General features: G+C 74.1%; 21 protein-coding genes. 10 read left to right on the plus strand and 11 right to left on the minus strand.

What is annotated here, in order from left to right; all coding sequences use genetic code 11:
- Positions 1-173: 173 nt before the first annotated feature.
- On the minus strand, positions 174-1,094 hold the full coding sequence (locus AB0I41_RS31230; RefSeq protein WP_357114235.1) for an aminoglycoside phosphotransferase family protein: 921 nt from the start codon (positions 1,092-1,094) through the stop codon (positions 174-176).
- Between the two features lie 326 nt (positions 1,095-1,420).
- On the opposite strand from AB0I41_RS31230, the gene AB0I41_RS31235 reads away from it, so the two are divergent.
- From AB0I41_RS31235 to AB0I41_RS31250, 4 genes are all read left to right on the plus strand, one after another.
- Entirely contained in the window at positions 1,421-2,506 is a 1,086-nt protein-coding gene (locus tag AB0I41_RS31235; RefSeq protein ID WP_357114236.1) for an alanine racemase, read from the plus strand.
- A 38-nt stretch (positions 2,507-2,544) separates the two neighbouring features.
- Positions 2,545-2,832, plus strand: coding sequence for a hypothetical protein (locus AB0I41_RS31240; protein WP_357114238.1), 288 nt, complete (start codon positions 2,545-2,547; stop codon positions 2,830-2,832).
- A 143-nt stretch (positions 2,833-2,975) separates the two neighbouring features.
- Positions 2,976-3,182, plus strand: a complete 207-nt coding sequence (locus tag AB0I41_RS31245) for a hypothetical protein (RefSeq protein ID WP_357114240.1) — start codon at positions 2,976-2,978, stop codon at positions 3,180-3,182.
- Positions 3,183-3,303: 121 nt separating this feature from the next.
- Complete coding sequence (locus tag AB0I41_RS31250; protein WP_357114241.1) at positions 3,304-3,561, plus strand: hypothetical protein; 258 nt, start codon at positions 3,304-3,306, stop codon at positions 3,559-3,561.
- A gap of 283 nt (positions 3,562-3,844) precedes the next feature.
- On the opposite strand, the gene AB0I41_RS31255 is transcribed toward AB0I41_RS31250, so the two are convergent.
- Positions 3,845-5,287, minus strand: a complete 1,443-nt coding sequence (locus AB0I41_RS31255; protein ID WP_357114243.1) for a hypothetical protein — start codon at positions 5,285-5,287, stop codon at positions 3,845-3,847.
- On the minus strand, positions 5,284-5,814 hold the full coding sequence (locus AB0I41_RS31260) for a SigE family RNA polymerase sigma factor (RefSeq protein WP_357114245.1): 531 nt from the start codon (positions 5,812-5,814) through the stop codon (positions 5,284-5,286). The genes AB0I41_RS31255 and AB0I41_RS31260 overlap by 4 nt, the downstream gene beginning before the upstream one ends.
- 159 nt (positions 5,815-5,973) lie before the next feature.
- Here AB0I41_RS31260 and AB0I41_RS31265 point away from each other — a divergent pair, with 159 nt between their 5' ends.
- The 3 genes from AB0I41_RS31265 to AB0I41_RS31275 all read left to right on the plus strand — a co-directional run bounded on the left by AB0I41_RS31265 (position 5,974) and on the right by AB0I41_RS31275 (position 7,720).
- Positions 5,974-6,189 carry a hypothetical protein gene (locus AB0I41_RS31265; protein WP_357114247.1) on the plus strand — a complete coding sequence of 72 codons (216 nt, stop codon included), beginning with the start codon at positions 5,974-5,976 and terminating at the stop codon, positions 6,187-6,189.
- A gap of 186 nt (positions 6,190-6,375) precedes the next feature.
- Positions 6,376-6,582: a hypothetical protein gene (locus AB0I41_RS31270; RefSeq protein WP_334452733.1), complete on the plus strand. Its 207-nt coding sequence runs from the start codon at positions 6,376-6,378 to the stop codon at positions 6,580-6,582.
- 178 nt (positions 6,583-6,760) lie between these two features.
- A complete protein-coding gene (locus tag AB0I41_RS31275) occupies positions 6,761-7,720 on the plus strand; it encodes a TIGR03557 family F420-dependent LLM class oxidoreductase (RefSeq protein ID WP_357114249.1) in 960 nt (319 codons plus the stop codon).
- 76 nt (positions 7,721-7,796) lie between these two features.
- Here AB0I41_RS31275 and AB0I41_RS31280 read toward each other — a convergent pair whose 3' ends face one another.
- From AB0I41_RS31280 to AB0I41_RS31295, 4 genes are all read right to left on the minus strand, one after another.
- Positions 7,797-9,905 carry an amino acid transporter gene (locus tag AB0I41_RS31280; protein ID WP_357114251.1) on the minus strand — a complete coding sequence of 703 codons (2,109 nt, stop codon included), beginning with the start codon at positions 9,903-9,905 and terminating at the stop codon, positions 7,797-7,799.
- Positions 9,906-10,321: 416 nt separating this feature from the next.
- Complete coding sequence (locus tag AB0I41_RS31285) at positions 10,322-11,071, minus strand: phosphotransferase (protein WP_357114252.1); 750 nt, start codon at positions 11,069-11,071, stop codon at positions 10,322-10,324.
- A 72-nt stretch (positions 11,072-11,143) separates the two neighbouring features.
- Positions 11,144-11,914, minus strand: coding sequence for a DUF5995 family protein (locus AB0I41_RS31290; protein ID WP_154936413.1), 771 nt, complete (start codon positions 11,912-11,914; stop codon positions 11,144-11,146).
- 117 nt (positions 11,915-12,031) lie between these two features.
- Complete coding sequence (locus AB0I41_RS31295; protein ID WP_357114254.1) at positions 12,032-14,953, minus strand: AAA family ATPase; 2,922 nt, start codon at positions 14,951-14,953, stop codon at positions 12,032-12,034.
- 190 nt (positions 14,954-15,143) lie between these two features.
- Here AB0I41_RS31295 and AB0I41_RS31300 point away from each other — a divergent pair, with 190 nt between their 5' ends.
- On the plus strand, positions 15,144-17,510 hold the full coding sequence (locus AB0I41_RS31300; RefSeq protein ID WP_357114256.1) for an adenylate/guanylate cyclase domain-containing protein: 2,367 nt from the start codon (positions 15,144-15,146) through the stop codon (positions 17,508-17,510).
- A gap of 59 nt (positions 17,511-17,569) precedes the next feature.
- Here AB0I41_RS31300 and AB0I41_RS31305 read toward each other — a convergent pair whose 3' ends face one another.
- Genes AB0I41_RS31305 through paaK form a run of 3 tightly spaced genes read right to left on the minus strand, consistent with a single transcriptional unit; the run spans position 17,570 to position 19,939 of the window.
- On the minus strand, positions 17,570-18,154 hold the full coding sequence (locus AB0I41_RS31305; protein WP_357114257.1) for a dienelactone hydrolase family protein: 585 nt from the start codon (positions 18,152-18,154) through the stop codon (positions 17,570-17,572).
- Positions 18,155-18,201: 47 nt separating this feature from the next.
- On the minus strand, positions 18,202-18,630 hold the full coding sequence (gene paaI / locus AB0I41_RS31310; RefSeq protein ID WP_357114259.1) for a hydroxyphenylacetyl-CoA thioesterase PaaI: 429 nt from the start codon (positions 18,628-18,630) through the stop codon (positions 18,202-18,204).
- 1 nt (position 18,631) lies between these two features.
- Positions 18,632-19,939 (minus strand): phenylacetate--CoA ligase PaaK, encoded by a 1,308-nt coding sequence (gene paaK / locus AB0I41_RS31315; protein ID WP_357114261.1) that lies wholly within the window; start codon positions 19,937-19,939, stop codon positions 18,632-18,634.
- A 175-nt stretch (positions 19,940-20,114) separates the two neighbouring features.
- Here paaK and AB0I41_RS31320 point away from each other — a divergent pair, with 175 nt between their 5' ends.
- On the plus strand, positions 20,115-21,182 hold the full coding sequence (locus tag AB0I41_RS31320; protein ID WP_357114262.1) for a hypothetical protein: 1,068 nt from the start codon (positions 20,115-20,117) through the stop codon (positions 21,180-21,182).
- A 92-nt stretch (positions 21,183-21,274) separates the two neighbouring features.
- Here AB0I41_RS31320 and AB0I41_RS31325 read toward each other — a convergent pair whose 3' ends face one another.
- Positions 21,275-21,724 carry a MarR family transcriptional regulator gene (locus AB0I41_RS31325; protein WP_357114263.1) on the minus strand — a complete coding sequence of 150 codons (450 nt, stop codon included), beginning with the start codon at positions 21,722-21,724 and terminating at the stop codon, positions 21,275-21,277.
- Between the two features lie 134 nt (positions 21,725-21,858).
- On the opposite strand from AB0I41_RS31325, the gene AB0I41_RS31330 reads away from it, so the two are divergent.
- Positions 21,859-23,082, plus strand: a complete 1,224-nt coding sequence (locus tag AB0I41_RS31330; protein ID WP_357114265.1) for an MFS transporter — start codon at positions 21,859-21,861, stop codon at positions 23,080-23,082.
- Positions 23,083-23,247 lie beyond the last annotated feature (165 nt).

Raw genomic sequence — 23,247 nt, forward strand, 5'->3', positions numbered from 1 at the left:
GCCGCGCCGCGCGTGCCCACCGCGCCGCAGCGGGCCCCGCTGCTGCCCGGCGCGCACCTGGACTCACCCCCCGCCGGGCGGGTGCCCGCCCCCCGCCCCGGCCACCGGCCCGCACCCTGTCACCTCGACACTCACCGTTCGCCCCGCACCCCACCATTGCCTGGCGGCGTGGGTCAGGCCGTGGCGACGTACCCCTCGACGACGGCGGCGAGGGTGTGCCGCGCCTCCGCCGCGCGGACCGGGTCCGCGTTGTCGAACGTGATCAGCGCCTTCCACAGCGCCCAGCCGCGCGCCCGGTTCCAGGTCGCCTCGTCCACGGCGAGCGCGTCGCGGAAGGCGGATCGACTCCCGCCGGTGAACAGCGTCCAGGCGATCGTCACGTCGCAGGCGGGATCCCCCACCCCGCAGCAGCCGAAGTCGATCACGGCGGCCAGCCGGCCGTCGCGTACCAGCAGGTTGCCGAAGGCGACGTCGCCGTGGAACCAGACCGGCGGACCGTGCCAGGTGGAACGCAGCGCCAGCTCCCAGATCCGGGTGACCAGCTTCTCCGGAATCCGATCGCCCAGCGCGGCGATCGCGGTCCGGGTCTCCGCGTCGTACGTCCGAAGTGGCCCTCCGCGCCAGGCGCTCTGCGGCCCGGCGGCCGGCCCGGGCCCGGCGTCGATCCCCTGCAGGGCGCCGAGGAAACCGGCGAGCCCGGTGGCGAACGCGGTCAGGTCGGCGATCCGCTCCACCCGGGCCTGCTGGCCCTCGATCCACCGGTACACCGACCAGCCGAACGGGTAGCCCTCGGCGGGCTCGCCCTGGGCCAGCGGGGTCGGCACGGGCAGCGGCAGGTGGGGGGCGAGCACCGGGAGCCAGCGCTGTTCCTTGGCCACCTGCGCGGCGTAGCCGGGACCGCTGGGCAGCCGTACCGTCATCCCGTCACCCAGGTGGAAGGTCCGGTTGTCCCAGCCGCCCGCCTGCACCGGGCGGACCGGCAGGTCGGCCCAGTGCGGGAACTGCCCGGCGACCAGGCGCCGCACCAGGGCGACGTCGATGTGCGGCGGAGGAGCCGGGTGTGGGGGTGCGGCGGGTTCGGATTGCACGTCCATCCCGTCCAGGCTGGCGTGGCCGGCCCCGGACGGCAACCGAAATTCGGCGCCGGCCCTGCTGACCCTCGCCCCGGCGGTGCTCTTCCTGCCGCCGCCTGTCGGCGTACAGGTCCAGCCAGGTACGCCCTGACATACAAAGATCCACATATAGAGGAGATCGACGTCGGCCGCCTTGAGGGCTGCCATCGCCACCAGGGCGGCTGGTTCATCCGACTACGTTCGGTCACCGCAGGGCGGACGGATGCACGCGGATCGCGGCAAATGAGTGCCGCCACCTACGCAGCGGTTCTGACCCGCCCCTCTCTCCGCGTGACATGATCCAGCGCATGAAGATGCCGGCTCCGCTGCCCGCTGATCTGAGCACGCCGTATGTGGCCGTTGACCTCGATGTACTCGACCGTAACTTACGCGCCATGGCGGCGAGTGCCGCTGCGCGGGGGATCGCGCTGCGGCCACACGCTAAGACCCATAAGTGCTTGCAGATCGCACGCCGTCAGATCGACCTCGGCGCGGTCGGTCTGACGGTGGCGACCGTCAGCGAGGCCGAGGTGTTCGCGAAGGCCGGATTCACCGACCTGTTCATCGCCTACCCCGTCTGGGCGTCGCCTGCGCGTACGGCACGGTTGCGTGCCCTCGCTGAGCAGGTGTCGCTGCGGGTGGGGGTCGACTCGGCCGAGGGCGCGCAGGCCCTGGCCGCCGCCGTCAAGGGGACAGGCGTCGAGGTTCTTGTTGAGATCGACAGTGGGCATCACCGCAGCGGGGTGCAGCCCGGATCGGCGGGCGAGGTGGCTTCTGCCGCGGCTCTGGCCGGGCTGCAGGTGTCCGGCGTGTTCACTTTCCCCGGTCACGGGTATGGACCCGGCCGCCGGGACAAGGCGGCAGCCGACGAGGCCGACGCGTTGGACCAAGCGGCGTCGGCGCTTCGCGCTGTAGGCGTAGACGCCACTGTGCGGAGCGGCGGGTCGACACCCACGGCGTCCGTGGCGGACCCCGGCTCGTTGACCGAGATGCGGCCCGGCGTATACGTCTTCGGGGACGCGCAGCAGGTGGAACTTGGCAGCTGCGACTGGCCCGACGTCGCGCTCACGATTGCGGCGACGGTTGTCAGCGGCTCAGGCTCGCGCGTCATCCTCGACGCCGGCAGCAAGGTTCTCGGCGCGGACCAACCGGCCTGGGCGACTGGAGGCGGTCGGCTGCCCGATCACCCCGACGCCCACATCATTGCCCTGTCGGAACACCACGCCACGGCCGTCTTCCCCCAGGATGCACCTGTACCCGGGCGTGGAGACATCGTGCGGGTGGCACCCAGCCACGTCTGCTCGGCCGTCAACCTCGCCGACGAACTCGTCGTCGTTTCCAAAGGCCGGGAAATCGACCGCTGGGCGGTCGCCGCCCGCGGCGCCAACACCTGACCACAACGAATTGATGCGAACCAGATCGTATCCAGGACGTGGGCCTCGCCTGGCGTGCGTTCCGGGCATTCCTTGCGATTCCGTTGGACGGTCTCTTCGACCGCTGGCAAGGCGACGACGTGGAGGCGGACACGCTGGTCATCGGGTTCCCTGTCACCGAATGGCCGGACGGCCCGCCGGAGCTGTGGCTCGCTCGACGCTTTGCCATCCCCGCAGTCGAATGGCGCGATGGTGTGCCCGGCGAGCCCTCTGGTGACGAGGACGACATCGATCTGGACCTCGCGGACACCGGGACGTCAGAGGTGACCTCGGCTGCCTTTCCATAGATAGAGGTCCCGCAGCAGGGATATTTCGGCGCCGTGGGAATGACCTCGCGGTGCACATGCAGGATGAGCTTCGCGATCGGTGCATCCGCGTACTCCGGCGGTGAGATGGCGCCTTGCGGCTGAGCTAATCCGGCTGCGCCGAGGTGGCGGACATCGCGGATCCACGCATCGTGCCCGTCGTCGAGGTGGCGCAGTGCTGCCTCGGCGGTGCCCGGGTGGGCGACGGCCCGGTGACCAGCAAGCGAGACTTCGAAGTGGGGTGCGGTCGGTGGCCCGAACACGTCGATGAGGTGCGCCAGCCGCCAGGCGATCGTGGTGACCGGCGCGCGGTCTTTGGCGGGCTGACGTAGTCCAAGGTGAATTCACCTGCGCCAATCGACGCCGGCGCAGGACTCTGGCCGCGCCGGCTGAGGGTCCAGGAGCCCGGGACCGGCTGCCAGAAGTACTCGTCATCGGTCAGCCCGTCCAGCCGTGGCCGAAGCTGATGCTGATGCTGATGCTGCCAGTGTCAACTCTGACTCGTCCCGGGTCGCGCTCGGTTACGACGCGACAATCCGATGGCTGGAGCAAATCCTCCTCACCTGCCACCCGACGAACCGTGCGAACATCGAGGCCGGGATCAGCAATGCGCAGCGTGGCCAAGGGCCGGCTCTGTTCGACATGATCATCCACGACCACGGTCCAGGCGGCAGCGAGTCCGAGGACGGCATCATCCTCGAGTTGCGCTAACCGTAGGGCTGGATGAACCGACCGTTACCACCGGACCCGAGCCGCATCCACTCACCGGGTCCACGCCTCCGCCGGCCACGAGGCACCAGCCCACCGCCCACCTCGGCGGGCCGAGGCGGAGCCTCACTGGTGCGCTGTCCATGAACGTTCACCGGGTTGGTGACACGCCGGCGGCATCCGTCTCACATCAGGTGGGGCGGTTGGGGAGCGGGGCCGTCCCGGTTGTGAACCTGCTCGGCGCGGCCGAGCCGTCTTCGGACGGCTCGGCCACGCTCTCGGTTCGTCAGGGGGTCACCCGGGTAGCCGGGCTGTCGCCCGGCAGGCCGTGCATGTTGGTTTCGACCGGCGGCAAAGGAGTGGTTCCGAGGACGGTGCCGTCCGTGGAGTACGCGGTGAGGGTGGCCGGCTGGTCCGGCGGTATCCGGGTGGTGCCGGCGTTCGACGCGTCGAGGGTGACCGTGGCCGGGGGTGCGCCGCCGACCGTGACCGTGACGCGGGCCGCGTCCGGCGGGGCGATCACCCGCACCTGGTCCGTCGGCGTGCGGGTGCCGTTGTCGGCCCGGATCCGCCAGCCGATCGGTCGCTGGTCGGCGCCCTCGGCCGGCAGCAGCAGCCGCAGGTCGGTCCACCAGCCGGTTCGGTCGTCGCCGTGCCAGGCGTACGCGATCACCCCGCCGCCGGCAGGCTGCACGGTGAGCAGCGCGGCGGCCTGGCCGTGCTCGCTGCCCGACCAACGCAACCGTACCGTCGTCCCGGCAGCCGGGAGGCGACTGTCGACGAGTGCCGATTCGATGAAGCTGCGCAGGGTGGCGTCGTCCAGCGGCGTACCTCGGGCGCCCCGTCGGGCGGCGGTGAGCAGGGCGTCCATTTCCGGCCCGGTCGGGTCGATCGCGGCGTACGGGCCGCCGCCCAGGCCACCCTGGAAGAGTACGTGGTCGCCACGGCTGACCCGGACGACGGGTTCGTTCCGGAGCGGCGCGGCGGGCAGGACGGCGAACCCGACTCCGCTGCCGTCCGCCTTGGCGAGGTTCTGGTACTCCAGGGTTCCCCTCGGCGTGTACCGAGGGTCGCCACTGATCATCACGGTGGATTCGGCCGGCCCGACGACGACCGCGAATCCGCCCCGGTCGGGACCGGCCTGCATCAGGGTCATCACCGGGCTGTCGTCGCCCACGCTGTGGCCGGCGTAGCGCATCTGTTGGACGCCGGCACCGGCCGGACCCACGTACCAGACCAGCGCCTCCTTGGTCAGTAGGCCGAACCGCAGCGGCACCGCGACCAGCGCGACCCGGTGGCCCGGCTGGTCACTGCCGTAGAGCAAACGAATTCGGTCGCGATCGCCGACCTTCCAGATGCCGTCCGGGTTCCAGCCACCCAACGGGGTGTCGGTGCTCATCGGCGGATCGGTGCTGATCCGCGCCCGCAGCGTGTCCAGCCAGGCCTGATCGCCGGCCAGCGCGCCCCGGGGCGGCGCGTCGAGCAGCGCTGCCGGGGCGGCGGCGACCGCGATGCCCGGCGCCCAGCCCGGCAGGGGCACCACGTTGGTCTGGACCCCGACGAGCGCGGCCCCGACCGCGGCGGCCACCGCCGCCCGGATCAGCCGCGTCCGCCGGTGCCGTCGCTCGCGCCGGGCGAACCCCAGCCACGGGTCCTCAGGTACGTCGACGCCGTGCGCGGCCTGCCGCAGCGCAGGACTGAGCGTCGAATTTGCGAAGCTCTCGGTCATGCCAGTTCCTCCTCGAGCCGTACCGGGGACTGAGGGGCGGGTGGGGCGAACTCGACCCGCAGCCGGGCCAACCCGCGCGACGCCTGGCTCTTCACCGAGCCGATGGAGCAGCCGAGAACCTTGGCGGTGTCCGCCTCGCTGAGGTCCTCGAAGTAGCGCAGCACCAGAACCGCCTGGGTCCTGGGCGGCAACCGCCGCAGCGCGGTGAGGAGCAGTTGCCGCTCCTCCACCTGCGCGTACGCGTCCGGCGTCGGCGCGCTGTCGGAGGTCAGCAGCGGCACCTCCAGCGGCCGCCGCCGACGCCGCCAGGAGATCGCCGTGTTGACCATCACCCGGCGTACGTAGACCTCGGGCGCGTCCCTGCGCAGTACCCGGCCCCAGCGCCGATGGGTCTTCTCCAACGCCGACTGCGCCAGGTCCTCGGCTGTCCCCCGGTCGCCGGTCAGCAGGTAGGCCGTTCGGAGCAACGGCGCCCACTGTCGTTGTACGAACAGCCGGAACTGTTCGTCGTCCTCGTACCGACTCACGCCACCTCCAGGTCGCATCCGCCTCGCGTTCACGTGCGGATGCAGAGTGAGACGCGATCGGCGGCGTCCGGGGTTGAGTGGGAAACCGTACGTCGAGACGGATTCGGACCTGCCGGTGGCTACCCGCCACGGTTGCACGAACCGCATCGAACGCAGGTCATGTCAGTCACGGCCGGCGCCACCGGCACCAAGGCCGTGGTCGCCGGGCTGACCCTGCATGCAACCGACCTCGGTCGCAGCGTCGGCAGCGGCCCCGTTGTGCAGGGGCCCTTCGAGGCGATCATGATGGCCGCGGGCGGCCGCAAGGAAGCGGTGTCCGAGTTGTCCGGCCCAGGCCTCGACACGCTTCGCGAACGCATCGGTGCCGCTGCCTGACATCCGCCGACACCGGCGCGATGCTGGTGCTCGTCGCGGACACCCTCCGCAGCGTGGGCAAGCCGCCTGAGCGCCCCTCCCCGCCGCACCGGTCCGCCGGTGACCGTTCCGGATGTCGTTTATCCGTTCCTCGCGCCTGGGTACAAGGGGCGTCACCTCGACCCACCAGGACCCGGGAGGCACCCCATGCGCGGCACGTCGATATTCGGAGTTCTCGTCGTCATCTGGCTGCTCATCGGCGCGATCGCCGCCGGACAGCGCGGCTACTACAGCAACGACGACACCAACTGTGCGGAGGCCGGCACCATCCTGGTGACCATCGTGGCCGGGCCGCTGAACTACGTCGGCGCCAACCCGAAGGTGGACTGCAAGCTGCCCGAGCCGTCCAAGTAGGTCTCGCGGCTTCCGGCCCGCGCCCGTACCCCCGGGTGCGGGCCGGTTCGTGCCCGCTCCCGATCGCCTCCGTCACCACCCCTACGGCGTCCTAGGAGGCTGGGTCAACGGGGGCGTTTGCCGGGGCAGCGGCCGGGAAGGGCACCGGTCCCAGCGCCCGACGGGACGGAGACGCGGCATGCGGATCGGCTACAAGCTCGCCTCGGAGGGGTACGGCCCCCAGGAGATCATCCGGCAGGCGATCCGCGCCGAGCAGGCCGGCTTCGACTTCGTGGAGATGAGCGACCACTTCCACCCCTGGCTCGACGTGCAGGGCCACTCGTCGTTCACCTGGAGCGTGCTGGGCGCGATCGCCGCGAAGACGAGCAGCCTGGGCCTGGCGACCGGGGTCACCTGCCCCACCGTCCGGTACCACCCGGCGATCATCGCGCAGGCCGCGGCGACCATGGCGCTGATCTCCGACGGCCGGTTCACCCTCGGCGTGGGCGCCGGGGAACGCCTCAACGAGCACGTGGTCGGGCAGGGCTTCCCGAGCGTACGGGGGCGGCACGAGCGGTTGCGCGAGGCGCTGGAGATCATCCGCCTGCTCTGGCGGGGCGGCTACCAGTCGTACGAGGGCAAGCACCTGCAGCTGGAGGAGGCCCGCGTCTTCGACCTGCCGGAGACCCCGCCGGTGATCGCGGTGGCGGCCAGCGGCCGGTCGTCGGCCACCATGGCGGCCGAACTCGGTGACGGCCTGTTCGCCACCGAGCCGAAGTCGTCCATCGTCGAGCACTACCGGTCGGCCGGCGGCTCCGGGCCCCGCTACGCCGAGGTGCCGCTCGCCTGGGCCGGCGACGAGGAGCAGGCGGTGCGGGCCGCGCGGGAGACCAGCCGTTGGGCGATCATCGGCTGGAAGGTGATGAGCGAGCTGCCCAACCCGGCGAACTTCGACGCCGCGACCTCCTGGGTGGAGGACCACCACATCCGCCGCCAGTTCGCCGTCGGTCCGGACCCGGAGGTGCACCTGGCGGCAGTCGGTGCGTACGTCGACGCCGGCTACGACCACATCGTCCTGCAGAACGCCGGCCCCGACCCGGACGGCTTCCTCGACTTCTTCGCCGGCGACCTCGCCGGGCGGCTGCGTTCGCCGGGCTGAGCCGCGGCGAGGCGTGGGCGCGGGCGGCCGGCCAGTCGGCTCACTACGGAACGGGCGCAGTGGACTGCGGGTTTCCTCAGCCGCCGACGTGGATGCCGGGCCGGCGTGACGGGTCCGGCTCGCTCTTGCGGATGATCTCCCGGACCACCGGCGGCGTGTCGCCCCGGCCGAGGATGAGGTAGCGCAGCAGGTGGGCGATCGGGTTGCCCTCGGACCACTCGAAGTGCGCGTGCGGGCGTACGCCGGTGCCGTCCCGCAGGGCGAGCAGGATCGCGGCGATGGCGTTCGGGACGGCCGGGCTGCTGGCCCGCAGCACCCGGTACCCGCCGACCTCCACGCCGTGCACCCGCAGCACCTGGCTGAACTGGGACGGGTCCACCACGTCGATCTCCAGGAAGAGCACGTCGGCGGCGCCGGGCACCGGGTTCATGCCGCGCTGCGCCCGCTCCTTGACCCGGTACTCCTTGACCGCGCCGCCGTGGCGCTTGTTGGCGATCAGGTGCAGCCGGCCGTCGTGGGTCAGCGAGTCGGCGATGAACCGCCGGGCGGCCGGGTCGAACTCGATCCGCTCCGCCCGCAGCTCGGTGGTGCGGGAGACCCGGGAGATCAGCGAGACGGCGATGATCCCGGCGATGAACAGGACCGAGATGGCGATCCCGTCCGGCTTCTCGATCACGTTCTCGGTGAGGGCGTAGAGCAGGACGGCGGTGAGCACGCCGAAGCCGACGCCGGCGATCCGGCTCCGGGCGCGGGCGGCCGCGATGGTCACCGCCACCGCGCCGGAGACCATCATCGCCAGGATCCCGGTGGCGTACGCGCCGGCCTGGGCGTTGACGTCGGCCTGGAAGGCGACCGTGATGGCAATGCTGATCAGCGTGTAGACGATCACCACCGGCCGCACCGCCCGGCCCCACTCCGGCGCCATCCCGTACGAGGGCAGGTAGCGCGGCACGATGTTGATCAGACCGGCCATGGCCGAGGCGCCGGCGAACCAGAGGATCAGCACGCTGCTGATGTCGTACACGGTGCCGAACGCCTCGCCGAGGTGCTCGTGGGCCAGCCAGGCCAGGGCCCGGCCGTTGGCCGCGCCGCCGGGCCGGAACTGCTCCGCCGGGATCAGCACCGTGGTGACGAAGGTGGTGCCGATCAGGTACACCGACATGATCAGCGAGGCGGCGGCGAGCAGCTTGCGGGTGTTACGGATCCGCGCCTGGAGGCGCTGCTGCGAGTCCGCGCCCTCCCCCTTCACCAGGGGCATCATGCTGACCCCGGTCTCGAAGCCGGACAGGCCCAGCACCAGCAGCGGGAAGGCCAGCACCGCGGGCCCGAGCAGGTCACCGAGGCCGGTGCCACCGGCGGTCAGTGCGGCCGTCCAGTCGCCCACCAGGGACGGGTTCGCGGCCACCTCGGCGAGCCCGACGACCACGATCACCGCGTTCAGCGCGAGGAAGACCGCGACCAGCGGGATGGCCAGGTTGACCGCCTCACTGAAACCCATCAGGAACACCCCGCCGAGGATCAGCAGCAGCACCACGGTCGCCGCGACCGCGGCGCCCGGGCCGTGCGGGACGGACGCCGGCAGGTACGGGTTCTCCAGCAGGTGGACCGTGGCGTCGGCGGCGGAGAGGGTGATCGTGATGATCCACGAGGTGGCGACGAAGCCGAGCAGCACCAGCACGAAGAGCTTGCCGCGCCAGAACGGCAGCAGCCGCTCCAGCATCGCCACCGAGCCCTGCCCGTGCGGGCTCTCCCGGGCCACCCGCCGGTACATCGGCAGCATCCCGAGCAGGGTCAGCGCCACGATGAGCAGGGTGGCCAGCGGGGAGAGCGCCCCGGCGGCCAGCGCCGCGATGCCGGGCAGGTACGACAGCGTGGAGAAGTAGTCGACGCCGGTCAGGCACATCACCTGCCACCAGGGATGGCGCTTCTGCGTGCCCTCCTCCGCCTCCGGGCCGACCGGCTGCACCCGGTGGGCGAAGAGCCAGCGCCGCAGCGGGTCGGCGGGCGGCCGGGGCCGCGCGTGGCTCTCCACGCACTCGGGGACCACCACCGGCCCCGACCGGGTGCGCTCGCCGTGGCCCGGCTCGCGGGCCGCCCGGACCTCGCGCCCCGGGCCGGCCGGCCCCGTCGTGCCGCGCCGCCCCCGGGAACGCCGTGGCGTCGCCCCGTCCCGCCCGTCCACCATGCCCGTCCCACTCTCTACGGTCCTGCACCGACCGTAGGCGGTACCCACGGCGCCGCTGCCCGGAACCGGCAAGCCGGGAGATCACCGCTGGGCCGCGGACCGCCCGCCGCGGGACGCCTCAGCCGGGTGGCGGACGCAGGACGGCCAGCAGTGCGCCGGGGTCGGTGACGGTGACCGTGGCGGCCGGTTGGCGCAGCCACCGTCCCGGGACCAGGGCCGGGACGCGCTCGGCGAACCGTACGCAGACCCCCGCCGCGGTGCTGCTGCCGAAGGTGATCCCACCGTCGGCGAGCGACAGGTGCAGGCCGATCGCCCGCCACCACCGGTACGGCCCGCCGTGCTGCGCCCCTGGTACGCGGAGCGGTGCGCGGGCATGACCTGCGGCGTACCCGGTGCGGGCCCGGCCGGCACCCGGCTCACTCCATCGCGCGGGTCCAGTCCTCGACGTGCGCGTCCAGGTACGCCGCGGTGGCCCGCCAGTAGGCGCCGTCGGTGGTGAAGATCCGGGCCCAGGGCTGCACCCCGTCGCGGGCGCCGTCGCGCAGCAGCGCGTACATCGCCCAGGCGCGGCGCCCCAGCGTGGCGGCCAGCGCCGGGCGGGCAACGCCGGCCAGGCCGTAGCCGTCGACCAGGGCACGCAGCCGCCGCGCCGACTCGGCGACCGGGCGGCCGGGCCGCATCCCCGCCATGGCCTGCGCGGCGTACGCCAACTCCCAGCGCCGGGTGCCGGGGCCGGCGCCGTCCCAGTCGATCAGCACCCAGCCGCGGTCGGCGCGGACCAGGTTCCACGGCGCGGCGTCGTGGTGGCAGACGAGGTCGGCGCCGTCCGGGGCGATGGCCACCCGCCAGCCTGCCGGCTCCGGGGGCACGAACCCCGCTACCGCGTCGTGCAGGTCGGCCAGCAGCCGGCCGATCGAGGCCAGCTCCGCCAGCGGGTACGTCCCGGCCTCCGGCCCGCACTCCCCCGGCACGTACTCCAGCACCTGGCGGCCCCGCCCGTCGCGGCCCAGCGGCCGGGGCGCGCCGGTGAAGCCGACCGCGTGCAGGTGCGTCAGCAGCGCGTCGACGGTGTCGGTCCACGGGCCGACCGGCCGCCGCACGGTGTCGCCGACCCGGACCACGCCGGCGGTGACGTTGCCGAGAAGGGGCTGTTCGTCCAGGGCCATCCCGCCATCCTGCCCGGCGGGACGCGCCCCCGCGCCCCGGTTTCCCGGAGCGCGGGGACCCCCCGTCCCCGGCTACTGCAGGAACGCCCCGAGTGGTGAGAGCAGCAGCCGGCCGAGTGCCGCGGCGTTGTCGTCCAGCCGCGTGCGCTCGCAGTCGCGGGCGTGCGGGTCGTGCCGGCACCGCCAGATCTTCTGGGCGTTGCGCCAGGCCACGTCCCGGGTGTATTCCACCAGTTCGCCCTGGTACCAGTCGTCGACGTCCCCGTTGAGCATGTCGATCAGCAGCTGCCAGCGCTCCAGGTAGCCGCGGCGCAGCGACGGGATCTTGTCGGCGAAGATATCGTTGATCTTGAGGTAGTCGCGGTGCTGCTCACTGCCGTCGACCGGCTCCGACTCCAGGTGGTCGAAGGTCGTCACCAGCGCGAACGGCAGGTCGAAGTTGATGTGCGCGTTCACCCCCGCCGCCGCCGACGGCAGCGGCCGGGCGTCCGGGCCACGCATCCGCTTGAACAGGCAGGACCACGCCTTCGGGGTGGTCGGGCTGGACTCGGTCCACAGCCGCAGCGCGTCGAAGTAGCGGGTGGCGAATTCCACGTCGAGCCGGGACAGGAAGACCGGGTCGGCGAAGAAGTCGTCGTACAGCCCCTCCAGCACGCTGGTGGTGATGGTCAGGTACAGCTCGTTGAAGTCGGCCAGCGGGCAGCTGCGCTCCAGCGGAGGCAGCCGCACCAGCAGGTCCTGGAGCTTGGTGAGGTGATCCACCACCGCCGGCACGTCACCCGGATGGTCCGCCAGCAGACCGACGATGTCGGCGTGGACCGGGCCCCAGACCGGTTCCGTCATGTCTCCTCCACAGTGGTCAGGGGCACCCCCGTGCCGTCGGTGTCGCTGGACAGCCTTCCAGCGACCCGTACGTACGGGATCGGTAGAACGACGTATTCGTCCCGGCCCGGTCGCGCGTCAGTCGGCGCGGTTGCGCAGGTGGATCGCGCTGGCCTGCACCCGGGTGCGCACCTGGAGCTTGTCGAAGATGTGCGAGACGTGCACCCCGATGGTCCGCTCGCTGATGAACAGCCGCTGGCCGATCTCCTTGTTGGTCAGCCCCTCGGCCACCGCGGCGAGCACCTCGCGCTCCCGGGCGGTCAGCACCGCCAGCTCGTCGCTGACCGCCTCCGCGCCGGTCGCGCCCCGGCCGCCGGCCGGCTGGGCACGCTCCTCCAGCTCCACCCGGGCCCGCCCGGCGAGGGTCCTGATCTCGCTGGTCAGCGGCACCGCACCCAGCCCCTGCGCCATCTCGTACGCCCGGCGCAGCAGCTTCGCCGCGGTCGCGCCGCGGCTGCGCCGGGCGAGCAGCGCCTCGGCCTGCCGCAGCCGCGAGTACGCCGCCGGGTACGGGTGGTTGCGCCGGTCCCACTCGGCGGCCGAGCGGGCCCACAGGTCGGGGTCGCCCCGCCCGTCGAGCCGGCTCAGCTCGGCCGTGCACAGCGCCAGGAACCCCTCCGCGCCCAGGCGTACCGGCCGGGCCGCGTGGGCGCTCTTGCGGGCCACCCGGTCGACCACCTCACGCAGCCGCCGGACCACGGTCTCGTCGACCGGCACCGTGCGGCTGGCGTGCGCCTCCGCCTCGGCGCGCAGACCGTGCCAGGCGAGGGTGGCCAGCAGCACCACGTCGTCGGAGCGGCTCTCGGTCAGGCCCCGCTGCACGGCCTGCCGGGCCACGTCGTGCCGGCCCTGCCACATCGCCAGCCCGGCCCGCAGGATCAGCATCGGCAGCACGTGGCGGGCCCCGCCACCGGCCAGCACGGTGGCCACCGCCTCCAGGTCGCGGTCGGAGGCCTCCACGTCGCCGTACCCGACGGAGAGCCGGCACCGGGCCAGCAGCAGCTCGACCGCGTCCGCGCCGGACGGGCGGTGCCGCAGCGCCGCCGCGACGACCTTCTCCGCCTCCGCCCATTGCCCGACCCGGAACAGCCCGTTGGTGGCGATGGCCAGCAGCCGGGTCTCGTAGGTACGCCCCAGGCCCAGCTCGGCGACCCGCTCCGCGCCCCGGCGGGCCACCACCACCCCTTCCTCGAGGATGTTCAGCGGCCCGGTCAGCAGCTCCGCCAGGTGCAGGTACGCGCACGCCACGTCCTCGGGCCCGCCGGCCCGCTCGGCGATCTCCAGCGCCCGCCGCACCACGGCGAGGCCGGCGTCCGGGTCCTCCAGGAACGCCTCGCTGAAGCCCAGCGCCGAGCTGGCCAGCACCACCTCGGTGGTGCTGCCGTCGACCTCGGCCGCCAGTTCCAGCGCCTCCCGGGCCCGGGCGCCGGCGTCGGCGTACCGGCCCAGGTGCAGCAGCAGCTCGGCCAGGCGGGCCGCGGCGGTGGCCCGTTCCCGGGAGGTGCAGTCGACGGCCTCCAGGACGCGCTGGTACTCCGCCTCGGCGGGGGCGGACCGCCCGGCGGCGGCGAGGTAGCGGGCCCGCCGGATGCGCAGCGCGCACGAGGGCTCGACGTCCTCCCCGCCGGCCAGCTCGGCGAGCAGGGAGAGCGCCCGCGCGTGCTCGCCGCACTGGTGGGCGGTCTCGGCCGCGTGCTCCAGCAGCACCGCCCGGTCGACCTCCGCCGGCGCGACCTCCACCGGCCCGGTGGCCGGGGTGGAGGCCAGCTGCAACGCCACCGACCAGTGCCGGTGCGCCTCGGCGAAACCGTGCAACCGCTCAGCCTCCCGGGCGGCGGCCATCGCCGCCGGCAACGCCCGACCGGGCTCGCCGGCCAACCGCCAGTGGTGCGCCAGCCGGGCCTGGTGCAGCTCGGCCGGCGCCCGGGTGACCGCCTCGGCGTAGCGCCGATGCAGGGCGGACCGTTCGGCGGGCAGCAGCTCGTGGGCGAGCACCTCGGCGACCAGGCGGTGCCGCAGCCGGTAGCCGTCGTCGGCACTGACCAGCAGCCGGTGCGCCACCGCCGCGCGGACCGCCTCGATCAGTTCCTGCTCGGGCAGGCCGAGCACCTCGGCCAGCAGCCAGTGCTCGACCGGCTCGACCCCGGCGGCCACGGCGTGCACGACCGCGTGCGCGTGCTGGGGCAGCGCGTCGACCCGGGACAGGAAGATCTCGCGCAACGTGTCGGAGAGCTCGTCGCGGCCGTCGCGCAGGTCCCGGGCCAGCTCCTCGACCACGAACGGGTTGCCGCCGCTGCGCTGCCAGACCTGCTCGGCGGCCTCCGGCGTGGGCGGCGTGCCGACGATCGCGGCGACCAGCCGGCCGGTGTCCGCGCGGTCCAGCGGGGCCAGGTCGACCACCCGCACCGAGCGCAGCCGGCGCAGCTCGGTGAGCACCCGGCGCAGCGGATGAGCGCCCTGCAACGACTCGGCCCGCACTGCGGCGAGCACGGAGAGCTGGAGGTCACCCAGGCCGGCGAGGAGATAGAGCAGCAGCTGCCGGGTGCTCCGGTCGACCCACTGCAGGTCGTCGAGGACGAGCACCAGCGGGCGGCCCTCGGCGATCAGGCTCAGCCCGCGGGACACCCGTTCCAGCAGCGCGCCGCCGTCCGGCGTGGCGGGCTCCTCGGCGAACATCCGCAGCAGACCGCGCACGGCCGACGAGGTCCGGGCCTCGGTGGCGGTCAGCTCGGCGTCGAAGCGGCGCAGCGCCTGCAGCACCGGGTGCAGCGGCGAGGCGTCGCCGATGTCCAGGCAGGATCCGATCAGCACGAGGGCTCCCGCGTCACGCAGCCGTGCCCCCGCCTCGTGCAGCAGCCGGGTCTTGCCCACCCCGCTCTCGCCACTGAGGAAGACCGCCGCGGTCTGCCCGGGCCCGAGCTCGTCGAGCAGCGCGGACCGCAGCGCCGTCAGCTGGTCGGCACGGCCGACGAGCGGTGCGGTGTCCACATCGCTGGCCATGTCCGCAGCCTAGTCACAGATCCCCGCACCGTTCTACCGGCTTGATCCCGCTCTGGTACTCCTCGCGTCGACATTGCGACTAATGGTTGCGGCCGGCCGACATACGTCGTTCTGCAGATCCCCCGACGGCCCGGTGGTGACAGTCTCCGGAGGTCGTCAGGCACCACTGCTGGGGGGAAGGGTGGGTGCGATGCCACTGTCCACGATCGCCACCGGTCGGGAAGACGTCACCGCGTCGCCCTGGCCGGTGCCGGAGGAACGGCGCGTGGTCACCGTGCTGTTCGCCGACATCGTCGGCTCCACGGCGCTGACCGAACGACTCGACCCGGAGGACGTCCGGGCGCTGCAACGCGCGTACTTCGACACCGTGGCCGGGGTGCTGCGGCACTGGCACGGCGTGGTCGAGAAGTACGTCGGCGACGCGGTGATGGCGCTGTTCGGCGCGCGCCGCTCCGACGGGCTCGACGCGTACCGGGCGGTCCGGGCCGGGCTGGAGATCCAGCGGGCACTGGACCGGCGGCCCATGCCGGGGGGCGTGCGGCTGCGGGTCCGGGTCGGGGTGGCCACCGGTGAGGCGGTGGTCGACCTGGCCGCCGCCCACGACGGCGGCCACGCCGCGGCCAGCGGCGCGGTCACCACCACCGCGGCCCGGTTGCAGGAGTACGGCCCGGCGGGCGGGGTGGTGGTCTGCGCCGCCACCCACCGGGCCACCGCCGACCTGATCGAGCAGCACGCGCTCGCCCCGGTGGCGCTCGCCGGCAAGGTGCTGCCGGTCGACGTCTGGCGGGTCACCTCGCCGGACCGACCCCGCCCGCCCCGGCACGAGGGCCCGCTGGTGGGCCGGCGGCGGGAGCTGGCCACCGCCCGGGACCAGCTCGTCCGGGCCGCCCGGGAACACCGCCCACGATGGGTGTCCCTGGTCGGGCCGGACGGCATCGGCCGCAGCCGGCTGCTGCACGAGCTGCGCCACGCGCTGCGGGAGGTGGACGGGGTGGCGGTGCGCTGGTGCGTGGCGCACTGCCCGCCGTACCCGCAGGGGCCGCTCGGGCCGGTCGCCGAGCTGGTGCGCGACCTGGCCGGGGTGCGCGACAGCGACCCGCCCGCGGTGGTCCACCGGCGGCTGGCCGCCCTGGTCGACGGGCTGGTCGCACCGGCCCGGGCGACCGCGACCGTCGAGGCCCTGGCGGCGCTGCTGGCCACGCCGGACGGTGCCCCGACGGCGACCGGCGGCCCGGCGGCCTGCCGCCAGGTGCTGCTGGCCCTGGCCGCCCGGCAGCCGGTGGTGGTCGCGGTCGACGACCTGGACCGGGCCGCGCCGGAGCTGGGTCGATTCCTGCGGGCCCTCTTCGCGGCGGCCACCCTGCGCGGGCTGCCGCTGGCCGTGGTCGCCACCCACCGGCCGCACCGGGCCGACCCGGTGCCCGTGCCCGACGACCGCCGGTGCCGGGTGGCGCTGGCGCCGCTGGGCGCGGTCGACACCGGCCGGCTGCTGCGCCGGCTGCTCACCCGGGCCGGACGGCCGGCCGCGCTGGCCGGCCGCCTCCTGCCGCTGGTCGCCGGCATGCCCGGGTACGCCGGCGCGTACGTCGCCGCGACCGGCGACGGTGACCGGGAGCCCGGACTGCCGGAGGCGGTGCGCCGCGCGGCCTGCGCCCGGCTGGACCTGCTGGGCGGCGAGCGGCGGGCGGCGCTGATGGCGGGCGCCGCGCTGGGCGTCCGCTTCACCGCGCCGGCCGTCGACCGGTTGCTCGGCTGGGCGCCGGGGCGCGCGGCGACGCTGCTGGGCCGGCTCGCCGGCGAGGACCCGCTGGTCCGGCACGACCGGCACGGCCGGTACGAGATCGTGGACCCGGCCCTGCGCCGGGCCGCGTACGACCGGCTGCCCCGGACGGTGCGCGCCGAGTTCAGCCGGCGGGCCGAGCAGTGGCGGCGGTCGACGGCGCCCGGAGGGGTCGAGCCGACCCGGGCCGGCGGGCCCGGCGCCCGGCTCGCCGCGATCCCCACGGCCGGCGCCGTCCCCGACCCGACCCCTACCACCCGCTCGAACGCGATGGCGGGCCCGGAACGACCGACCGGCGCCCGCACCGCCACGGCGGCAGTCCCCGACGCCGCGCGGGACGACCGCGCCATCGGCACGCACCGGGACCTGGTCACGCCCGGCGTCGGGGCCGGCCGGGACCGGCGGGCCCGGTCATCGGGGCCACCGGCGCCGTCGACCCGCACCGCGAACCCCCGCGACGCCCGTCACCAGACGGCCGACCGGTTCGACCGGGGATGGCCGCCACGGTCCGACCGGGGACACCCGCAGGCCGTCGCGCCGATCCTCCCCCGGCTCGCCACCGGGCCGCGCCGGCACGCGCGAACGTCCGACGCCGTCGCGCGCTCCGACCGACCCCTGCGCCCCGTGGCGGACGGGCGCGAGCGGCTGCCGTCGCTCCTGCCCGGCCGCGCCGGCCGGGGGGCCTCCGCCGTCGTCGTCGCACTGCGGCAGGCGACAGCGGGGCGTCCCGGCCGGACGCCGTGGCACGGCGGCCCGGCGCCGAGACGGGTGGCCTGACCGGGACGGACCCGCCGGTCCCCGGCGTACCGCACCGTGCGCGCGCCCCGCGCCGCGGATCAGCCGGCCGCCGAGCCGGTCAGCCCGGCGACGAAGGCCAGCGCTCGCTCCCAGGTCCGCTCGGCGGCCCGCGGGTCGTGGTCCGGCACGGCCGGGTCGGTGAAGAGGTGCCCGGCCCCCGGATAGCGGAACACCTCCAGCCGGGCCCCCGCCCCGGTCATCGCCCGCTGCCAGTCGGCGAGCTCGTGCGGCGGCTCGTACTCGTCGGGGTCGGCGAGGTGCAGCTGCACCGGCAGGCCGGGGCGGACCGCGGCCGGGTCGGCGCCGGTGCCGTGCAGGAGCAGCAGCGCGGCGGCGCCGGGCCGCTCGGCCAGCAGCGCGCCGGCCACCCCCGCGCCCATCGACCAGCCGGCCAGCACCGTCTCGGGCGGCAGCGGGGCCAGCGCGGCGCGGCCCCGGCGCAGGACCTCGTCCCGGCCGATCTTGTCGAGCAGCGCGAAGCCCGCCTCCACGGTGTCGGCGGGCGGCTCGCCGTACAGGTCGGGGGTGACGACCCGGTGCCCGGCCGCGCGCAACCGGTCGGCCTGGGCCAGCACGGCCGGGCGGAGCCCGTACACGGAATGGAAGAGCACGATGTGTGTCATCCGGCCATCGTGCCGGAGACCACCGACGGCGGCGGCGCGCCGCGCGGTCAGCCCCCGGCGCCGCGGGCCAGCGTCCGGCTGCGGCCCCGGAACTCGGCGACCACCTCGTCGCCCCGGGAGACGGTGACGTCGTAGATGCCGCTGCGGCCGAAACGGGTGCGCTCGGTGGCGTGGGCGGTCAGCACGTCGCCCTCGCGGACCGGGCGGAGGAAGCTGATCTCGCCGCCGGCGGCGACCGTCGCCGGGCCGTGGCTGTTGCAGGCCAGCGCGAACGCCGTGTCGGCCAGCAGGAAGACGAAGCCCCCGTGACCGATGGCGTGCCCGTTGAGCATGGCCGCGGTCACCCGCATCCGGGCCACCGCGGCGCCGTCACCGGCGGAGACCAGCTCGACGCCGAGGGCGCGGGAGGCCACGTCCGCGTCGAACATCTCGTGCGCGGCGGTACGCCCCGCCGCCGGCCGGCCGTTCTCCGCCATCTCAGCCCGCCCGCCGCTGGTCGACGATCCGCCGCATCTTGCCCATCGAGCGTTCCACCCCGTCCGGGGCGATCACCTCCACCGCGACGCTGACCCCGATGGTGTTCTTCACCTGCTCGACCAGGGACCGGCCGGCGCGGTCGGCCTCCTCGACGCCCGCCCCGCCGCGCCGCTCCACCTTGACCGTCAGCGTGTCCATCCGCCCCTCACGGGCCAGCACGCACTGGAAGTGCGGCGACAGCGCGGGCGTACGCAGGATCAGCTCCTCGATCTGGGTCGGGAAGACGTTCACCCCACGCACGATCATCATGTCGTCGGTCCGGCCGGTGATCTTCTCGATCCGGCGCATCGGTCGTGCCGTGCCGGGCAGCAGCCGGGTGAGGTCCCGGGTGCGGTAGCGGACCACCGGCATCGCCTCCTTGGTCAGCGAGGTGAGCACCAGCTCACCCTGGTCGCCGTCGGGCAGCACCGCGCCGGTGACCGGGTCGATCACCTCGGGATAGAAGTGGTCCTCCCACAGGTGCAGCCCGTCCTTGGTCTCCACGCACTCGACAGCCACCCCCGGGCCCATCACCTCGGACAGGCCGTAGATGTCCACCGCGTGCAGGTCGAGGCGCTGCTCCATCTCCCGGCGCATGTCCTCGGTCCACGGCTCCGCGCCGAAGATGCCCACCCGCAGCGAGGTGGCCCGCGGGTCGACGCCCTGCCGCTCCATCTCGTCCACGATGGCCAGCAGGTAGCTGGGGGTGACCATGATGACCTCGGGCTGGAAGTCCCGGATCAGCATCACCTGCCGCTCGGTCATGCCGCCGGAGACCGGGATGACCGTGCAGCCCAGCTCCTCGGCGCCGTAGTGGGCGCCCAGGCCGCCGGTGAACAGGCCGTAGCCGTACGCCACGTGCACCCGGTCGCCGGGCCGGCCACCGGAGGCGCGGATCGACCGGGCCATCAGCCGCGCCCAGGTACGCAGGTCCTCCTTCGTGTAGCCGACCACCGTGGGCCGGCCGGTGGTGCCGGAGGAGGCGTGCAGCCGGGCGACCCGCTCGCGGGGCACGGCGAACATGCCGAACGGGTAGTTCTCCCGCAGCTCCGCCTTGCCGGTGAACGGGAACCGGGCCAGGTCGGCCAGCTCCCGGCAGTCGTCCGGGTGCACGCCGGCCGCCTCGAACGCCCGCCGGTAGTGCGGCACGTTGTCGTACGCGTGCCGCAGCGACCAGCGCAGCCGGTCGAGTTGCAGCGCACGCAGCTCGTCGACGCCGACCCGTTCGACGGGTTCCAGCTCCTCCGGCGAGGGGGTACGGTCCTGCACGGTGCCTCCTGTGCACGCGGTTACCGGCGCGGGTCCGCGCCGAGCCGACGTTGCGTACCGTACGCCCCGTGCCGGACCACCAACCAGCGTGACGGCGGTCGACGAGACGGGCCCCGATCGCGCAACGAAGCGGGAAATGGCGCAGAGTGGCGCACGGCGCGGAAGGGCAGCGACGATGACGCGTACCGACACGGCACCGGCAAGCACCGGCGGCGCGGGGCGGACGGAGGCTCGGCCGGCGGTGCCCCCGGCGAGCCGGCGGGAGGACCTGGTCACCGTCCTGCTCGGGGCGTGCCTGGTGGGCGGCGCGCTGACCGACGGATGGGCGCACACCAACATCGTCGACACCATCGAGGGATTCTTCACGCCGTGGCACGGTCTGCTGTACGCCGGCTTCGCCGGCAGCGCCGGGTGGATCTGCTGGCTGGCGTACCGGCGTCGGGACCGCGCGCCGCGGTGGTGGCGGAACGGCTGGCCGCGGGGGTACCGGGTGGGCGCGCTCGGCGTCGCGGTCTTCGCCGTGGGCGGGCTGGCCGACCTGGTCTGGCACGAGACGCTCGGGGTGGAGGTCGGGCTGGACGCCCAGTTCAGCCCCAGTCACCTCCTCCTCGACGGCGGGGCGGTGCTGCTGCTGACCAGCCCGTTGCGCTCCTGGTGGGCCAGTCGCGAGGGTGGGGCGCGGGCGGCGACCGGCGTGGCCTCGATGACCCTCGCCACGATGGGCACCACGATCGTGCTCGGCCACTCGTCGGCGTTCCTCACCGCCGCCGCCACCCGGGAGATCGGGACCAACGGCGTCCAGCAGCCGGCCGTCCTCGGCGTCGACGCGTACCTGATCACCACGGTGGTGATCGGCGCGCCATTCCTGCTGGCTCACCGGCGCCGGGCAACGCCCGGGGCGGCCACGGCCGTGGTCGCCGGGGTGGCGCTGTTCGCCATGGTGATGTTCGAGCTCCCGGTGCCGCAGGCCTGGGGCGCGCTGGGCGCGGTCGCCGGCGCCGCCGTGGCAGACCTGGTGCTGTGCCGGCTGGACGCGGTACGCGGCCCGGAGGCGTCGCTGCGGCTGCCGCTCGCCGGTGCGGTCCTGGCCGGGCTGGTCTGGGGTGGGCACCTGGTCGGGCTGGCGCTGGCCGACGGGATCGGCTGGACGCCGGAGGTGTGGAGCGGGGTCGTGACGCTGACCGCGATCGAGGGCGCGCTGCTGGGCGGGCTGGCCGCCCACCCCGTGCCGGACGCGGACTGACCTCCCGGCGGACCGGGCCGGGTGGCTGATACGCCGGGCGGAGCGCGTGCGTCCGGCGAGCGGGCGGGGAGCCTGCGTCCGGGCCCCGGGGGTCAGCGGGGCGCCGGCAGCCGGTGCAGGGCGTCCACCAGCGGGGCCAGCTCCGGGGTCCGTTCCGCCTCGGCGAGCGCCTCGGCCAGCACCCGGTCGTGGGTGGGCCGGGCCCGGGCGAGCAGGTCGGAGCCGGCCGGGGTCAGCTCGGTGTAGATGCCGCGCCGGTCGTCCTGGCAGAGGATCCGGGTGAGCAGGCCGCGCTCCTCCAGCCGGGTGACCAGGCGAGTGGTCGCGCTACCGGACAGGGCCGCGGCCCGGGCCAGCTGACGCATCCGCATGTGCCAGCCGTCCTGGCGGGAGAGGGCGTCGAGCACCGTGTACTCGACGACGGACAGCCCGTGCTCGGCCTGCAGCGCCCGTTCCAGGGACGCCTCGATGAGGCCGTGCAGGGCGGCGAGAGTCCGCCAGCCCTGCGCGCGGATCTCCACCGCGTCGTCGCCGATGCCCATGCGCGCTCCCTGGTGTGACCTGGACGGCTGCCAGGCTAGCACGCTTGCGCCGATATCAAGCGCGTGCAACTATTTGTTTCGCGCGCCGGTAATTGCAGGCGCTGCCTATTGCCGGACACATCGATAGGAACGTCATGTCCCCTCGTAACCGCGCCCTGCCCGGGGGTCTGCTCGCCCTGGCGGTCGGCGCCTTCGGCATCGGGCTCACCGAATTCGTGATCATGGGGCTGCTCCCCCAGGTCGCCGCCGACTTCCGGGTCACCGAGTCGGTGGCCGGCTGGCTGATCAGCGGGTACGCGCTCAGCGTCGCCGTCGGCGGGGTGGCGCTCACCGCAGCGGTCACCCGGCTGCCCCGCAAGCAGGTGCTGCTCGCGCTGATGGTGCTCTTCGTCGTCGGCAACCTGCTCTCCGCGCTGGCCGACACCTACGCCGTGATGCTGGCCGGGCGGATCGTCGCCGCGCTCTGCCACGGCGCCTTCTTCGGTATCGGTGCCGTGGTCGCCGCCGGGCTGGTCGCGCCGGCGCGGCGGGCCGGCGCGATCGCGATGATGTTCGCCGGCCTGACCGTGGCGAACGTCCTCGGCGTCCCGTTCGGCACTTTCCTCGGCCAGCATCTCGGCTGGCGCTCGACCTTCTGGGCGATCACCGGCGTCGGCGTACTGGCGCTGGCCGCGCTGGCCGCGCTGGTGCCCGGCGACGCGGCGGGCACCAGCGACGCGCCGGCCGGCGGGCTCCGCGGCGAACTGCGGGCGTTCGCCCACCCGCAGGTCTGGCTGTCGCTGCTGGTCACCGTCCTCGGGTACGGCGGCATGTTCGGCGCGTTCACCTACATCGCGTACACCCTCACCGGGGTCAGCGGCTTCGCCACCGGCACCGTGCCCTGGCTGCTGGTGCTCTTCGGGGTGGGCCTGTTCGCCGGCAACCTGCTCGGCGGGCGCGCCGCCGACCGCGACCTGCACGCCACGCTGGTCACCGTGCTGGCGGTGCTCACCGTGGTGTTGGTCGGCTTCGCGCTGACCGCGGCCAGCCCGGCGCTGACCGTGGTGTCGCTGGTGCTGATGGGCGCCTTCGGTTTCGCCACCGTGCCGCCGCTGCAGATGCGGATCATGAAGTACGCCCACCGGGCGCCGACCCTCGCCTCCGGCGCCAACATCGCCGCGTTCAACCTGGGCAACGCCCTCGGCGCCTGGATCGGCGGGGTGACCATCAGCGCCGGCCTCGGCTACACCGCGCCGATCTGGGCGGGCGCGGCGCTCACCCTGGCCGGGCTCGGGGTGCTGCTCGGCGCCGCCCGGCTGGCCCGGCGGGAGCCATCGGCGCCGCCGGCCGCACCCCGGCCGCTCGACGTGCCCGCCTGACCGTCCCCGCGCTAGGAAAAAATGTTAAGGGCAGCCAGAGAGAAAGGTCAGGTTACCCTATCAGATTAACAGCAGATTTCTCAGCAGAAACCCTACAAGCTAGAAGAGAGTGGGGGCCAATATTCAACATTCTTAAAGAAAATAATTTTCAACCCAGAATTTCAT

Origin of the sequence: Micromonospora sp. NPDC050200 (assembly GCF_040656135.1) — a bacterium.
In the GTDB taxonomy this organism is placed as follows: Bacteria; Actinomycetota; Actinomycetes; order Mycobacteriales; family Micromonosporaceae; genus Micromonospora.

What these genes read in the sequence shown, in the direction of transcription:
- AB0I41_RS31230 (WP_357114235.1), bottom strand. Translation starts at nt 1,094, where the DNA reads ATGGACGTGCAATCCGAACCCGCCGCACCCCCACACCCGGCTCCTCCG.
- AB0I41_RS31235 (WP_357114236.1), top strand. Translation starts at nt 1,421, where the DNA reads ATGAAGATGCCGGCTCCGCTGCCCGCTGATCTGAGCACGCCGTATGTG.
- AB0I41_RS31255 (WP_357114243.1), bottom strand. Translation starts at nt 5,287, where the DNA reads ATGACCGAGAGCTTCGCAAATTCGACGCTCAGTCCTGCGCTGCGGCAG.
- AB0I41_RS31265 (WP_357114247.1), top strand. Translation starts at nt 5,974, where the DNA reads ATGTCAGTCACGGCCGGCGCCACCGGCACCAAGGCCGTGGTCGCCGGG.
- AB0I41_RS31270 (WP_334452733.1), top strand. Translation starts at nt 6,376, where the DNA reads ATGCGCGGCACGTCGATATTCGGAGTTCTCGTCGTCATCTGGCTGCTC.
- AB0I41_RS31275 (WP_357114249.1), top strand. Translation starts at nt 6,761, where the DNA reads ATGCGGATCGGCTACAAGCTCGCCTCGGAGGGGTACGGCCCCCAGGAG.
- AB0I41_RS31280 (WP_357114251.1), bottom strand. Translation starts at nt 9,905, where the DNA reads ATGGTGGACGGGCGGGACGGGGCGACGCCACGGCGTTCCCGGGGGCGG.
- AB0I41_RS31285 (WP_357114252.1), bottom strand. Translation starts at nt 11,071, where the DNA reads ATGGCCCTGGACGAACAGCCCCTTCTCGGCAACGTCACCGCCGGCGTG.
- AB0I41_RS31290 (WP_154936413.1), bottom strand. Translation starts at nt 11,914, where the DNA reads ATGACGGAACCGGTCTGGGGCCCGGTCCACGCCGACATCGTCGGTCTG.
- AB0I41_RS31295 (WP_357114254.1), bottom strand. Translation starts at nt 14,953, where the DNA reads ATGGCCAGCGATGTGGACACCGCACCGCTCGTCGGCCGTGCCGACCAG.
- AB0I41_RS31300 (WP_357114256.1), top strand. Translation starts at nt 15,144, where the DNA reads ATGCCACTGTCCACGATCGCCACCGGTCGGGAAGACGTCACCGCGTCG.
- AB0I41_RS31305 (WP_357114257.1), bottom strand. Translation starts at nt 18,154, where the DNA reads ATGACACACATCGTGCTCTTCCATTCCGTGTACGGGCTCCGCCCGGCC.
- paaI (WP_357114259.1), bottom strand. Translation starts at nt 18,630, where the DNA reads ATGGCGGAGAACGGCCGGCCGGCGGCGGGGCGTACCGCCGCGCACGAG.
- AB0I41_RS31320 (WP_357114262.1), top strand. Translation starts at nt 20,115, where the DNA reads ATGACGCGTACCGACACGGCACCGGCAAGCACCGGCGGCGCGGGGCGG.
- AB0I41_RS31325 (WP_357114263.1), bottom strand. Translation starts at nt 21,724, where the DNA reads ATGGGCATCGGCGACGACGCGGTGGAGATCCGCGCGCAGGGCTGGCGG.
- AB0I41_RS31330 (WP_357114265.1), top strand. Translation starts at nt 21,859, where the DNA reads ATGTCCCCTCGTAACCGCGCCCTGCCCGGGGGTCTGCTCGCCCTGGCG.